Raw genomic sequence first — 12,649 nt, 5'->3', positions numbered from 1 at the left:
ACATCCAGCGCGAAGCCGAACCGGCGAGTAACCAGAATCACGCCTGGCTGCACCGGTGCGTGGATATCCAATAACCCGAGGAACCCTCACGTTTTATCGTTATAGAATCGTTACTACCTTGACGGCGGACCTCGGCCGTGCGTCAGGCAGGCAAACCGTGTCGGACGAGCCCGCTAATCTGCCCATGTTCGAACACATGTTCGCTTCTACGACCGGGCGAAGGGGTAGGGATGGCACGACCGCTCAAGTACACGAAGGAAGTGCTGGAAGAAGCAGTGCGACATTCGACGAACGTCGCGGAGGTCATGAGGTACTTCGGACTCACACCGAATGGGGGACATCACACGCATCTCGGCCGCAGAATCAAGGCCCTCGGCATCGACACCTCCCACTTCACCGGACGACCACGCCTTCCCAGCGGCGGTGCAGGACGACAACACTGGACGGAGATCCTCACCGAGCGCCCCCGTGGCGCTCCCCGCGTGAAACCACATCTCCTTCGCCGCGCGCTTCTCGAGACGGGCCGGGAGCACCGCTGCGCCGTCTGCACCACCGGGCCTGTCTGGAACGGAGAAAGGCTTGTCTTCCACGTCGATCACGTGGACGGCAACCCCAACGACTCCCGCCCCGAGAACGTGCGATTTCTCTGCCCGAACTGCCACAGTCAGACGCCGACCTGGGCCGGCAGGCACAGGTTCGGCTTCGAGTCGGCATGCCAGGAGCCGTAACGTATTGTGTCCGTGAAGCGCGAGTGGCGGAATTGGCAGACGCCCGGGTTTTAGGTATCCGTGTCTTCGGACGTGGGGGTTCGAGTCCCCCCTCGCGCACCACGTGAGATGACCCACGGTGCATCGACCGTCTTGGCAGGTCGGTGCACCGCTCGGGTACCGTCGAGAGCGTGTCCGAGTATCGACCGCCCCGCCGGTTCGCCCTGGTTGTCCTGGTCCTGGTAGCTGCAGGCGGATGCCTCGGGCTCGGTTACTGGCAGTGGATGCGCTTCGAGGAAGTCGGCGGCACCTACCAGAACCTCGGCTACGCGTTCCAGTGGCCGGCCTTCGCATTCTTCTGCGTTTATGCCTACCGCCGCTTCGTCAAACTCGAGGCGGAAGAGGCCGAAGCCGAGGCCACCGGCGCCCCGCGTCCGTCGGAGCCGAAGGAACCCACCGAGATTCCCGCCGATCTGCTCCCCTCCCGCCCCCGCACCGTGGCGGAAGCGCTGGCCGAAGAGGCCGACGATCCTGAGGCACGGCAAACCCAGGAGTACAACGAGTACCTCGCGCAGCTGGCGCGCAGGTCCGATAGGAGCGCTCAGTGAGCACCACCCCCGAGCAGGCGTCCGGCGGCACCGCCGGCACGACGCGCGTCGTCAGCGACGCGGACCGCAAGAAGATCGGTTCCGCCCTGCTGCGTTACCGCGTCCTCGCGTACGCCACCGGCATCTGGCTCCTCATCCTCACGGGTGAGATGGTCGCGAAGTACATCATCGGCATCGAGAACGTGCCCGCGTGGATCGCGATCGTGCACGGGTGGGTCTACGCCATCTACCTCGTGCTCACCTTCGACCTGTCGATCAAGGTGCGCTGGCCGCTCGGCCGGACCGTCGGCACGCTACTCGCCGGCACGATCCCGTTCCTGTCGTTCTACGTCGAGCACAAGCGCACCCAGCAGGTGAAGGCCGACTTCGGGGTCTGACGACTCCCCAGCGTGACGATCGGGTGGATGCGGCCGGAGAGATCCGACCACATCCACCCGATTCGTCTCACGCGAGTGTTGTACGCGCGGGTCAGCGCCTCGGCAGGCGTACCACCTGGACGAAGAACTCGTCGATCTGCCGGACCGCCCGGATGAACTGGTCGAGATCGACCGGTTTTGTCACGTAGGCGTTCGCATGCAGTTTGTAGCTTCGGAGGATGTCCTCCTCGGCAGCCGACGTGGTGAGGACCACGACCGGGATGTCGGTGAGGTCCGGGTCGGACTTGATCTTCTCGAGGACCTGCCGGCCGTCGTACTTGGGCAGGTTCAGATCGAGCAGAACGAGGTCCGGCCGAGGCGCACCCTCGTGGGCTCCACGCCGGTACAGGAAGTCGAGCGCTTCCTCGCCGTCGCGTACGACGTGCAACGTGTTGCCGATCTTGTTGTCCTCGAACGCCTCGCGTGTCATCAGCTCGTCGCCGGGGTCGTCTTCGACCAGCAGAACGTCTATGGGCTCGCCGGGAATCGTCATGCAGATGCTCCTTCCAGAGCCTCGTCTTGTGCAGGCTCCTTGTCACCCACAGCGGGAATGGTAAAGCAGAACCTGGCACCACCCTTGTACTCGGGGTCGAGCCAGATCCCCCCACCGTGGTATTCGACGATCTTGCGGCAGATGGCAAGACCGATACCCGTACCGGTGTAGACGTCACGTCCGTGCAGGCGCTGGAAGATGACGAAGACCTTGTCCGAGAATTCAGGGGCGATGCCGATGCCGGTGTCCTCGACCGAGAACTGCCACATCGCCTGCTCGCCCTCGCCGAGTCGCTCGCATCCGATGCGGATCGTGATCGGACGGTCCGGGTGGCGGAACTTGATGGCATTACCGAGCAGGTTCTGCCACAGCATCACCAGCAGCGTGGGGTCGCCGACGATCTCGGGGAGCTTTTCGGGCCGCTCGATGATCACTTCCGACTCTTCGACGGCTTGGGCGAGGTTGCCCAGTGCCGAATCCAGCGTGGGATCGAGCGCCACGCGGACGTGATCGTCGCTCACCCGCCCGACCCGAGAGAACGTCAGCAGGTCGTTGATCAGGATCTGCATGCGCTTGGCGCCGTCGACCGCGAACGCGATGTACTGGGTTCCGCGCTCGTCGAGCTTGTCGCCGTAGCGCTTCTCGAGCAGCTGGCAGAACGACGCGACCTTCCGCAGCGGCTCCTGCAGGTCGTGGGACGCGACATAGGCGAACTGTTCGAGTTCCGCGTTGGACCGCTGGAGGTCGATCGCCTGACTTTCCAGCTGGGAATGACGTTCGCGGGACACTTCCAGCTCTCGGACGATCCGTTCGCGCATGTTCTCCACGTCTTGGCCGAGCGCGCGGATGTCCGCCGGCCCCTCGGGCGTGATGTGGTGGCCGAATTCCTCGCGCGCGACGACCTTGCGGGTCGCTTCGCGAAGCCTTGCCAGGGGCCGTACCACGATCATCTGTACGAGGAACGCCATCCCTACTCCGGTGACCAGGAAGACCGCGACCATCGACGCGAAGATGGTGTCGCGGTTGGTCCGGACGGCTTCGAGTTCTCGGATGCCGTCCTCGCGAGCCTGAAGGAGGCCTTCGTTCTGGACGTCGAACAGGACTCTCAGCCGGTCGAAGGCGACACGGCCTGCTTCCACCGCAACCGGATCGGCCGGGCGGGGATCACCCGGGACAACGGTCGACACGAGCGGTACGGCGTAGACGCGGCGCCAGTCCTCAGCGGCCGCTTCGACGGCATCGAGATCGGCGATGAGATCTTCCTCACCGCGCACCAGCCCCCGCAACGTCTCGACTGCCTGTTGCTCGTCCAGGCGACCGTCCTCGTAGGGCTGGAGGAAGGCAGGATCGGCGGCGAGGATATAGCCGCGCGCTCCCGTTTCCTGGTTCACCAGTGCCGCTTGCAGCCGGTACGCCTCGACTCGGGCGGGCTGGATGCGATCCCTCACGTAGTCGGACATGGCGGTCGTCTCGCGCAGATAGTGACTGCCCACGATGGCGCCCAGCACGACCAGCACCCCCATGATGCTCAGCACGATCAGGAACCAGCCCTGCACGGTGGGGCCCCCTCCACGGCTGGTCACCGTGGAGGATCCTGCCCTGTTCCCTGCCGTGCCGTCGGGCTCCGGGGTGTCGGTTGTCGTCATGCGGGTGCGTCCACTTCCTTCTTCCATTGCACGTACACCACTGCCACGTCGTCGGACAGTCCGCCATTGCTCTCGGCGAGTTCCTCCGCACGTGCGATGAGGGAGTCGGTGAAATCGTTGGGGCCCAGGTCGGCGCAGGCCCGTGCCAGAGCAAGCAGACCCTCCTCCCCGAGTCGTTCGCGGCCTTCGCCGCGATGACCTTCGAACAAGCCGTCGGTGAACAGCACGATCGCCGCCCCGGAGGGCAAGGTGATCTCGTGTACCGGCCAGGTCGACAGACTCGGCAGCAGACCCAGTGCCGGTCCGCCCGGAGCCTCCAGCCAATCCACGCTACTACCGTTCCGGAGCAGCAGTCCCGGGTGGCCCGCGCGCATGACTTCGACGGTCCGCCGATCCGGGGACATCGAGAGGTTGGTCACAGAGGCGAAGATCCGATTCTCCGACCGTTCGGCGACCAGAATCTCCTCGAGCTTGTGCAGTCGGCGCGGTCCTGTGACTCCGGTGAGCACAAGAGTGCGCCACGCGATACGCAATCCGACACCGAGAGCCGCTTCGTCCGGTCCGTGGCCGGAGACGTCGCCGATGAGGACGTGCACGGTGCCGTCCTCGGTCTGCACGACATCGTAGAAGTCACCGCCGAGCAATGCCGAGGTGCGGCCGGGCCGGTATCGCGCAACCACGTCGAAGTCTCCGGTCGCCTGCAACAGCGGCGACGGCAGCAAACCCCGCTCCAGGCGTGCGTTCTCCTGCGCGCGCAGCTGACCGGCCTGCAGAGCGGCCGCGGCCTGTTCTGCTTGCTTTCGCTGGATCGCATACCGGACGGCACGACCGAACAGATCCGGCTCGACGCGGCCTTTGACCAGGTAGTCCTGGGCGCCGACCGACACCGCAGCGAGGCCGGTCTGCTCCTCCGCCAGACCGGTGAGCACGACAATCGGCACCGATTCGGCGATCTGCTTGACCTTGGCGACAGCCTCGAGACCGCTGGCATCGGGGAGGTGGAGGTCGAGGAGCACGCAGTCCGGCATCCGGACGCGGAACTCCTCCCGGGCCGCAGCCAGTGACTGGACCCACACGACCTTCATCTCGGGAGCGCTGTCCGCAACCAACTCCTCGACGAGCAAGGCGTCGCCGGGGTCGTCCTCGATGAGGAGTAGCGACGGATGGTACGTCGAGTCATCCGGTCGGTACACGTCCACGTTGGTCGTCCTTCCCTGCTGCATTCGAACAATACAGACATCCGTTTGGGTCGGTCCCGACGGCTGGGACGGCGCAATCTTCAACCTGTTTCTCGCTTCTGTCGGCGCGATCTTGCATGATAGGGCGGTGAACGATCCACTTACCGCACATCCTCATATGACGTACTCGACCTCCAGGGAGGGATCCGTCGCCGTTCTCTCCATCAGCGGAGAGGTCGATATGACCAGCGCCCCCATGCTGGAAGAGCAGGCGCTCGCCCTCCTCGATACCGATGCCACCGGACTCGTCGTGGACCTCACCGCAGTCGACTTCCTCGCGTCCATGGGAATCGCCCTGCTGGTCGAACTGTCCAAGCGCGCCGGTGACGACCGCGGCTTCGCGGTGGTGGCACACGGCAGTGCGACCGCCCGGCCCCTGGAACTGCTCGGTCTCGGCGAGGTGCTCTCGGTTCATCCTCGCCTCGGCGACGCACTCGGCGCGCTGGGCGGTGGGGCGGAGGACTCCTCACCGCAGGCGTAACAGCATCGACGAACCGAGGAACCCATGTCGTCCGCCTATGACGAGCCCGCATCGTTCACCCCCGATGGCATCAGCCATCGGGGTGTGCGGGCCGATCCATCCGAGATCGCACTCCTCCGTGGCAGCATGCGTCGCTGGCTGGCGCAACTGCCCCTGAACGACGATTGTCGCCAGGACATTCTTCTGGCCAGCTACGAAGCACTGGCCAATGCTGTCGAGCATGCCTACGCCCCGGGCGACCCGGCAGCGACACTCGATTTCGAAGCGATCTACCGTCCAGCAGACGGGCAACTCCACGTGCTCGTCACCGACCACGGGATCTGGCACGACGCGTCGGACGACGAGTCTCGACGTTCCCGCGGCCATGGCCTGACACTGATTCGGAACCTGACCTCCGAGATGACGGTCGACCGCTCGCCCGGGGGCACCGTCGTCGACATGCGCTGGTCACTGAACGAGAACGACACCTCGGACGTTCACTGACGTCCGAGGTGTCGTTCTTCGTCGACGGTCGGTCACGTCCGGGATTCCCGGGGCGCACGCGGGCACGATGCCGTCCCGCACGTGCGGCCGCCGCGGTGCCGGACCACCTCGCTATCGAGATGCGGCGAGCGCGGCCAGGGCCGGGACGAGTTGGGCGAGCGCACGCCCCCGGTGCGACGACGCGTCCTTCTCCTCCGCGGTGAGTTCCGCCGCGGTGCGCTCCTCACCTTCGGGCACGAAAATCGGATCATAGCCGAACCCGTTCTGCCCGCGCGGTTCCCGCACGATGCGGCCGCGCCATTCACCTCGCACGACCGCTACGTCGATGTCCCCGTCTTCCGGGGGGAAGGCGAGCGCGCAGGCGGAAACGAAGGCTGCGCCGCGACGCTCGTCGGGGGTGTCCTGAAGCTGGCCGAGAAGCAGCGCCGTGTTGGCGTCGTCGTCGCCGTGCCGTCCGCTCCACCGCGCCGACAGGACCCCGGGCATCCCGCGCAACGCGTCGACTTCGAGGCCGGAGTCGTCCGCGACACACGGCGTACCGGTGGCGGCCGCGCCGTCGCGTGCCTTCGCGACCGCGTTCTGCTCGAAGGTCGCACCGGTTTCCGGTGCCTCCGGGAACGGCGGGACCTGGTCGAGTCCCACCAGTTCGATCCCGGCGATGCCCGCACTGTCGAGCACCCGCTGCAGTTCACGGAGCTTCTTGGCGTTGCGGCTGGCGACGAGAACTCGCACGGTCATGTCAGACCCCGAACTTCTTCTTCCCGTGGTCGGCGACCGCGGGCTCGGGGAGGACACCCGGATACGGCTGTGCGAGCACCTCTCGCTGGATCCGGCAAAGTTCTTCGATGCCGGAGAGGGCCGAATCGAGCAGCTTGTCGAGCGTCGAGCGCGGGAAGGTCGCGCCTTCACCGGTGCCTTGGACCTCGACGAGCGTGCCCGTGTCGGTGGCGACGACGTTCATGTCGACCTCCGCGCGGACATCCTCTTCGTACGGCAGGTCGAGACGAACCCGGCCGTCGACGACGCCCACGCTCACCGCGGCGACCTGGCACGAGATCGGCTGCGGGTCGGCGAGACGGCCGGCGGCGCGCAGCCACGTCACCGCGTCGCTCAGCGCGACATATGCGCCCGTGACGGCAGCGGTGCGGGTTCCCCCGTCGGCCTGCAGCACGTCGCAGTCGATCGCGATGGTGTTCTCGCCGATCGCGGCGAGGTCGATGCAGGCGCGGAGCGAGCGGCCCACCAGCCGGCTGATCTCCTGGGTGCGGCCGCCGAGTTTGCCCTTGACGGATTCGCGGCCGTTACGCGTGTGCGTGGAGGCCGGAAGCATCGCGTACTCGGCGGTGACCCACCCGAGTCCCGAGCCCTTACGCCAGCGCGGCACGCCCTCCTCGACGCTCGCCGTGCACATCACCCGGGTCTGCCCGAATTCGACGAGTACCGATCCGGCCGGATGGTTGGTGAACCCTCGGGTGATGCGGATGTCGCGGAGTTGATCGTCCGCCCTGCCGTCTTCTCGTGTCGTCACGCACCCGAGCCTAGGCGATGACGGGAGGCGGTTCAGATGCGGTAGACGTCGCCTGCGGACACCGCGTGGACCGGGCCCGAGTATTCGGCCTTCGCCTCGGCGATGACGTCTTCGCGCGATGTCCAGGGCGGAATATGGGTCAGGAGCAGTTCTCCGACACCCGCTCGGGTGGCGATCTGTCCGGCTTCGGTGCCGGACAGATGGATTCCCGGCGGGCGCTCCCCCGGCTCATGGGTCCACGATGCTTCGGAGAGCAGAACATCGGCACCGCGTGCGAGATCGACCACGGCATCACACATGCCGGTGTCTCCCGTATAGACCATCGTGCGCCCGGAATCGCTGGTGATCCGGAATCCGTAGGCCTCCGGCGGGTGCTGCATCCGGGCGGGCGTGATCTCGAGCGCTCCGAAACGGATCGGTTCTCCCTCGACGATGGTTCGCACGTCGAGGGTGTCGCTCACGTCGTCCGTGTCGCCGGCGACCTCGGCCGAGGCGACACCGATCCGGCACGCCGTACCGCTGGGGCCGTACACGAGAGTCCGGCCGTTCGGAGGATTCGGGGAGTAGCGACGCCACACCAGCAGGCCCGGCAGATCCAGGCAGTGGTCGGCATGCAGGTGCGACAACAGAACCGAGACTTCACCGGGATCCGCGTGACGCTGTAGTGCGCCGAGGACGCCGGGACCGAAATCGATGACCAGAGGCGGGGTGTCCGGTGCGGTCAGCAGGTATCCGGATGCGGCGGAATCCGGCCCGGCCACACTGCCGGAGCACCCCAGAACGGTCATGCGCATACCCGTCATGCTGCCATGCCGGACGCCCTGTGATGAAGCCAATGCGTCATTTCAGGCGCAGACTCACAGTTGCGACAAAGCTGTGACGCGCAGGCCTCCGAGTGAACAACCTGCGAGGGGAGGCCCGGGGTCAGCGCAGCGGAGGCACGGTCGTGGTCCTGCGTGTCGTGCGGCCCGCGGAGGACAGAATCCAGGCGGCGAGGATACCGCCGAGCGCCCCGAACAGATGCCCTTGCCACGAGATCCACGGCTCGCTCGGGAGTACGCCCCACAGCATCCCGCCGTAGAGGAACAGCACGACGACGCCGAGGAGGATCTGTCCTGCTTTGCGCGTGAAGATTCCGCGCACGATCAGGTACGTGAGCCACCCGAAGATCAGTGTCGAGGCCCCGATGTGGTTCTCGCCGGACCCGGCGAACAGCCACGTGCCGATTCCGCCGACGAGCCAGATGATCGCCGTCGCCGCGATCCCCCGGCCGATTCCGGAGAGCATCACGAGAAACCCGAGCACGAGCGCGGGCACGGTGTTCGCGGTCAGGTGCGCCCAGTCGGCGTGCAGGATCGGTGCGAACAGGATCCCCCACAGTCCGTCACCGGTGCGGGGTTCCACTCCGGCCGCATCGAGGTCGGCGGGCAGGACGACGTCGGCGAATTCGATCCCGTAGAGGAGGACAACGAAACCGCCGGTCCACAGCGCGGCGCGCTGCCAGATCGGCCTGTGCGTGGAGTCGGTGCCGGTACCGGTCGGGGTGGTCATGACTCCATTGTGGCCCTCTCGGCCGGATCAGGACATCGACGAGCGGAACACGGAGGGGAAGACGTCGCGGTACGACGGGATTCCGGCGACTCCCGTCGCCGCGAGCACAGCATCGACGATGGCACGTTCGACCACCTCGGCAGCGGCAGCGCCCACGGCGGCGAGCACGGGCAGTTCGGAGGCGAACGCGTCCGCAACGCCGGGGTTGTCCGGCAGATGCGCCGTACCGGTGGCGAGAGCGAAGATCGTGTCGCCGTCCAGCGGCGAGTGGGCGGGGCGTATCGCGCGGCCGAGTCCGTCGTGCCCGGCGACCGCGACCCGCTGGCACGCTGCCTTGGACAGCGGTGCGTCGGTCGCCACCACCCCGATCGTGGTGTTCAGGACGGTGCGCTTCTCTCCCAGGGCACGCGCCGCCGCGATCTCGGACTCCGTAGGCGCGGTCATTCCCAGTTCTGCGGCCCGGGTGGGTCCCACCCCCCAGAGCAGGCCGGTGTCGGGATCGAACACGGAACCGACGGGGTTCGCGACCATGAGTGCGGCCACCGTCACTCCGGCGGCCGGTCCGTCGGTGATGTATACGCTCGCTGAACCGACCCCGCCTTTGAGCACACCCGCCCGGGCGCCGGTCCCCGCACCGACACTTCCCCGCAGCAGCGACGACTCCCCCGCAGCGGCAGCGGCCGCATAGCCGCCGGCGGCATCCGGGCGGACGTCCCACTCTCCGACCAGGAGATCGAAGATCACGGCGGCCGGGACGATGGGCACCACCGCACCGGGCGAACCCATGGGGATGCCGCGGCCGTGCTCTTCCAGGAAACGCATGACGCCGTCCGCGGCGGCCAGTCCGTACGCGCTGCCTCCGGTGAGCAGTACCGCATCGACCCGCTGAACCGAATGGCTGGGATCGAGCAGGTCCGTTTCCCGGGTACCCGGTCCCCCGCCACGCACGTCCACGGACGCAACCGCAGACGGCTCGGCGAGCACGACCGTGCATCCGGTGGCGGATCCGCTGCCCGGGGTGTCCCCGTCCGCGAGGCGGACGTCGGTGTCGAGAGCCTGCCAGTGCCCCACGCGCAGACCGCTCACGTCGAGAATCGAGTCGGTGGGCCCGGCGACGGTCATGGCTGAAGGGCCTGCACGAGCGAATCCTGCACCCAGGTGAGCCAGTGGTAGACGTCGAGGTGCGGCGCACGCGGGTCGTCGTCGTCGAGCACCTCGGGGGTGTCGTCGTCGATGTCGAGTGTTGCGCCGAGCGCCAGGCGCACGTCGTTGAGTGCGTACAGCCAGGATTCGGCCTGTTCGGGAGTCAGGACCACGCGACCGCCGGTCTCCGGAACCGTGCGCAGGATCATTGCTCCCGCTGCGAGTTTCGCGTCGATGATGTCCGGTTCGTGGAGGCTGCGCATCGCTCCGTTGAGGTCGGCAGACTCGTCGTCGGCGTGCTGTGCCGAGTCCTGCTCGAGCCGATGGAAGTCGGGAAGCAGCCGTCGCACTGCCGGGTTGTCCGGTGGCGTGGCGTTACCGGTGCGCAAGCCGGTCAGCTGAGCGAGGTCGTCCTGCGGCGCCTGGCCGGCCCGATCCTCGAGCATCCCGAGGACCGAGGCGACGAGCGATCTGAGGACCGATGCCTCGTGGGCATCCATCTCCGAGCGAAGCTTCGGTCCGCTGAGCGAGTTCTTCCTGATCCACGGCCGCACGTCGGTCGGGTCCTCCTGAGGCTGGGGTCATTCGTCCCGTTGCATGGTCGCCCACAAGCCGGCGGCATGGAGACGCTGCACGTCGTGCTCCATCTTGTCACGCGAGCCACTCGAGACGACCGCCTTACCCTCGTTGTGTACCTCGAGCATCAATTCCGTGGCCTTGGCCTTGCTGTACCCGAACAGCTTCTGGAATATGAACGTCACGTAGTGCATGAGGTTGACCGGATCGTCCCAGACGACGGTGACCCACGGCCGGTCGACGGATTCGGTCTCCTGGACCTGCTCGGCCTCGGCCGGGACGGCCTGCCCCGCCATTGCGCGGACGTCGAAACGAACTGTCGTGGAACCCGGCACCATGCGGTCCAGGGTACGGCGTTCGCGCGCGCCGAAAAACCCGCCGCCGAGTCCTCGATCTACAGTGTTCGGGTGTCCGAAGCCACCGCCGCTGCGATTCACGGCAGCACCGCACTGTTCACCGACAAGTACGAATTGACGATGCTCGAGGCCTCGCTGGCCGACGGGTCCGGCGATCGTCCGTGCGTGTTCGAGGTGTTCGCCCGGCGCTTGCCCAACGGTCGCCGATACGGCGTCGTCGCCGGCACGGGCCGTCTGCTCGACGCGCTCGCCACGTTCTCGTTCGGGGACGACGAACTGGCATCCGTGTCGGAGTTTCTTGCGCCCGACACCGTCGAGTGGCTGCGCAATTTCCGCTTCTCCGGCGACATCGACGGATACCGCGAAGGCGATTTCTACTTCCCCGGCTCCCCGATCCTGTCGGTGAGCGGGACGTTCGCCGAGTGTGTGCTGCTCGAAACACTCGCGTTGTCGATCTTCAATCACGACAGCGCCGTGGCGTCCGCAGCGGCCCGCATGGTCAGCGTCGCCGACGGGCGCACCCTGATCGAGATGGGGTCTCGACGCACCCACGAGGAGGCTGCGGTAGCCGCGACACGCGCCGCTTACCTGGCCGGCTTCGATTCGACGTCCAACCTCGAGGCCGCCCGCCGGTTCGGGATCCCCGCCGCGGGCACCGCGGCGCACGCGTTCACCTTGCTGCACACCACCTCCGCCGGCCGCGACGAGGCGTCGGCTTTCCGCAGCCAGGTCGAGACCCTCGGCGTGGACACCACGCTGCTGGTGGACACCTACGACATCACGGCCGGTGTGAACACTGCCATCGAGGTCGCGGGGACCGGCCTCGGTGCGGTGCGTATCGACTCCGGTGACCTCGGCGTGCTGGCCCGCCAGGTCCGCGCTCAGCTCGACGGCCTGGGCGCGACCGGTACCCAGATCGTGATGTCGGGAGATCTGGACGAGTACGGGATCGCGGGCCTGCGCGCCGAGCCCGTGGATGCGTACGGGGTCGGAACCTCCGTGGTGACCGGCTCGGGAGCGCCGACGGCCGGGATGGTCTACAAGCTCGTGGAGGTGGCGGGGATCCCCGTCGAGAAGCGCAGCGCGGCGAAGGAGTCGCGCGGCGGCGCGAAGAAGGCGGTCCGGTACGCGCGGCGCAGCGGGACCCTCGTCGAGGAGGTCGTCTACCCGGCGCACCTGGACCGGGTACCCGACGGCGACGGATCCGTGGTCCAGGACCTGACGATTCCGCTGGTGCGCGGCGGCCGGCCGGTCAGTGATCTGCCGACACTCGAGGAGAGCCGCCGGTTCCTCGCCCAGGGCATGGTGAGCCTGCCGTGGGAGGGCATGACGCTGTCGGCGGGAGATCCGGCGATCCCGACCCGCTTCGTCCGGGCGGGGTGACGCGGCCGCGAAGCCGCGCGGGTAGGCACCGGAACGTGAC

Annotated in this window: 16 protein-coding genes and 1 tRNA gene; 7 read left to right on the top strand and 10 right to left on the bottom strand. The window is 67.2% G+C overall.

Going from position 1 to position 12,649, the window contains the following annotated elements; translation table 11 throughout:
- Window positions 1–230: 230 nt before the first annotated feature.
- The 4 genes from HF886_RS19210 (at window position 231) to HF886_RS19195 (ending at window position 1,692) form a co-directional block, all read left to right on the top strand.
- Complete coding sequence (locus tag HF886_RS19210) at window positions 231–728, top strand: HNH endonuclease (RefSeq protein WP_169620433.1); 498 nt, start codon at window positions 231–233, stop codon at window positions 726–728.
- Window positions 729–745: 17 nt separating this feature from the next.
- Window positions 746–830: transfer RNA gene (locus HF886_RS19205), tRNA-Leu, on the top strand.
- Window positions 831–898: 68 nt separating this feature from the next.
- A complete protein-coding gene (locus tag HF886_RS19200) occupies window positions 899–1,315 on the top strand; it encodes a transcriptional regulator (protein ID WP_169620432.1) in 417 nt (138 codons plus the stop codon).
- Window positions 1,312–1,692, top strand: a complete 381-nt coding sequence (locus HF886_RS19195; protein WP_169653195.1) for a DUF3817 domain-containing protein — start codon at window positions 1,312–1,314, stop codon at window positions 1,690–1,692. Before HF886_RS19200 ends, HF886_RS19195 begins: the two co-directional genes overlap by 4 nt.
- Window positions 1,693–1,783: 91 nt before the next feature.
- Here the strand turns inward: HF886_RS19195 and HF886_RS19190 are convergent, their stop codons facing one another.
- From HF886_RS19190 to HF886_RS19180, 3 genes are all read right to left on the bottom strand, one after another.
- Window positions 1,784–2,224: a response regulator gene (locus HF886_RS19190; RefSeq protein WP_169620430.1), complete on the bottom strand. Its 441-nt coding sequence runs from the start codon at window positions 2,222–2,224 to the stop codon at window positions 1,784–1,786.
- Window positions 2,221–3,747, bottom strand: a complete 1,527-nt coding sequence (locus HF886_RS19185) for a sensor histidine kinase (RefSeq protein WP_240955232.1) — start codon at window positions 3,745–3,747, stop codon at window positions 2,221–2,223. Before HF886_RS19185 ends, HF886_RS19190 begins: the two co-directional genes overlap by 4 nt.
- 119 nt (window positions 3,748–3,866) lie before the next feature.
- Window positions 3,867–5,069 carry a fused response regulator/phosphatase gene (locus HF886_RS19180; protein WP_169653193.1) on the bottom strand — a complete coding sequence of 401 codons (1,203 nt, stop codon included), beginning with the start codon at window positions 5,067–5,069 and terminating at the stop codon, window positions 3,867–3,869.
- 127 nt (window positions 5,070–5,196) lie between these two features.
- Between HF886_RS19180 and HF886_RS19175 the strand changes: the two genes are divergently transcribed.
- Window positions 5,197–5,589, top strand: coding sequence for an STAS domain-containing protein (locus tag HF886_RS19175; RefSeq protein ID WP_346765083.1), 393 nt, complete (start codon window positions 5,197–5,199; stop codon window positions 5,587–5,589).
- 24 nt (window positions 5,590–5,613) lie between these two features.
- Window positions 5,614–6,072 carry an ATP-binding protein gene (locus HF886_RS19170; RefSeq protein WP_169620427.1) on the top strand — a complete coding sequence of 153 codons (459 nt, stop codon included), beginning with the start codon at window positions 5,614–5,616 and terminating at the stop codon, window positions 6,070–6,072.
- Window positions 6,073–6,183: 111 nt separating this feature from the next.
- Here the strand turns inward: HF886_RS19170 and rdgB are convergent, their stop codons facing one another.
- From rdgB to clpS, 7 genes are all read right to left on the bottom strand, one after another.
- Window positions 6,184–6,810, bottom strand: coding sequence for an RdgB/HAM1 family non-canonical purine NTP pyrophosphatase (gene rdgB / locus HF886_RS19165; RefSeq protein ID WP_169620426.1), 627 nt, complete (start codon window positions 6,808–6,810; stop codon window positions 6,184–6,186).
- Between the two features lies 1 nt (window position 6,811).
- Window positions 6,812–7,600, bottom strand: a complete 789-nt coding sequence (gene rph / locus HF886_RS19160) for a ribonuclease PH (protein ID WP_169620425.1) — start codon at window positions 7,598–7,600, stop codon at window positions 6,812–6,814.
- A gap of 32 nt (window positions 7,601–7,632) precedes the next feature.
- Window positions 7,633–8,394, bottom strand: a complete 762-nt coding sequence (locus HF886_RS19155) for a cyclic nucleotide-degrading phosphodiesterase (RefSeq protein ID WP_169653192.1) — start codon at window positions 8,392–8,394, stop codon at window positions 7,633–7,635.
- 130 nt (window positions 8,395–8,524) lie between these two features.
- The gene (locus HF886_RS19150; protein WP_169653191.1) at window positions 8,525–9,151 is read right to left on the bottom strand and encodes a rhomboid family intramembrane serine protease; all 627 of its coding nucleotides are present in this window, start codon (window positions 9,149–9,151) and stop codon (window positions 8,525–8,527) included.
- 27 nt (window positions 9,152–9,178) lie between these two features.
- Complete coding sequence (locus HF886_RS19145) at window positions 9,179–10,273, bottom strand: P1 family peptidase (RefSeq protein WP_169653190.1); 1,095 nt, start codon at window positions 10,271–10,273, stop codon at window positions 9,179–9,181.
- Window positions 10,270–10,848: a DUF2017 domain-containing protein gene (locus HF886_RS19140; protein WP_169620421.1), complete on the bottom strand. Its 579-nt coding sequence runs from the start codon at window positions 10,846–10,848 to the stop codon at window positions 10,270–10,272. The genes HF886_RS19145 and HF886_RS19140 overlap by 4 nt, the downstream gene beginning before the upstream one ends.
- Window positions 10,849–10,875: 27 nt before the next feature.
- A complete protein-coding gene (gene clpS / locus HF886_RS19135) occupies window positions 10,876–11,166 on the bottom strand; it encodes an ATP-dependent Clp protease adapter ClpS (protein ID WP_240952139.1) in 291 nt (96 codons plus the stop codon).
- Between the two features lie 111 nt (window positions 11,167–11,277).
- On the opposite strand from clpS, the gene HF886_RS19130 reads away from it, so the two are divergent.
- A complete protein-coding gene (locus tag HF886_RS19130) occupies window positions 11,278–12,609 on the top strand; it encodes a nicotinate phosphoribosyltransferase (RefSeq protein ID WP_169653189.1) in 1,332 nt (443 codons plus the stop codon).
- The last annotated feature ends 40 nt before the right edge of the window (window positions 12,610–12,649 follow it).

Origin of the sequence: Rhodococcus sp. 105337, from assembly GCF_012844225.1 — a bacterium.
Taxonomy (GTDB): Bacteria; Actinomycetota; Actinomycetes; order Mycobacteriales; family Mycobacteriaceae; genus Rhodococcus.
The sequence above is the reverse complement of the archived record's forward strand: the minus strand, read 5'-3'. Positions and strand labels throughout refer to the sequence as shown.

Coding starts and splice junctions, on each gene's coding strand:
- clpS (WP_240952139.1), bottom strand. CDS start 11,166: ATGGCGGGGCAGGCCGTCCCGGCCGAGGCCGAGCAGGTCCAGGAGACC.
- HF886_RS19210 (WP_169620433.1), top strand. CDS start 231: ATGGCACGACCGCTCAAGTACACGAAGGAAGTGCTGGAAGAAGCAGTG.
- HF886_RS19170 (WP_169620427.1), top strand. CDS start 5,614: ATGTCGTCCGCCTATGACGAGCCCGCATCGTTCACCCCCGATGGCATC.
- HF886_RS19150 (WP_169653191.1), bottom strand. CDS start 9,151: ATGACCACCCCGACCGGTACCGGCACCGACTCCACGCACAGGCCGATC.
- rdgB (WP_169620426.1), bottom strand. CDS start 6,810: ATGACCGTGCGAGTTCTCGTCGCCAGCCGCAACGCCAAGAAGCTCCGT.
- HF886_RS19185 (WP_240955232.1), bottom strand. CDS start 3,747: ATGGGGGTGCTGGTCGTGCTGGGCGCCATCGTGGGCAGTCACTATCTG.
- HF886_RS19190 (WP_169620430.1), bottom strand. CDS start 2,224: ATGACGATTCCCGGCGAGCCCATAGACGTTCTGCTGGTCGAAGACGAC.
- HF886_RS19145 (WP_169653190.1), bottom strand. CDS start 10,273: ATGACCGTCGCCGGGCCCACCGACTCGATTCTCGACGTGAGCGGTCTG.
- HF886_RS19155 (WP_169653192.1), bottom strand. CDS start 8,394: ATGCGCATGACCGTTCTGGGGTGCTCCGGCAGTGTGGCCGGGCCGGAT.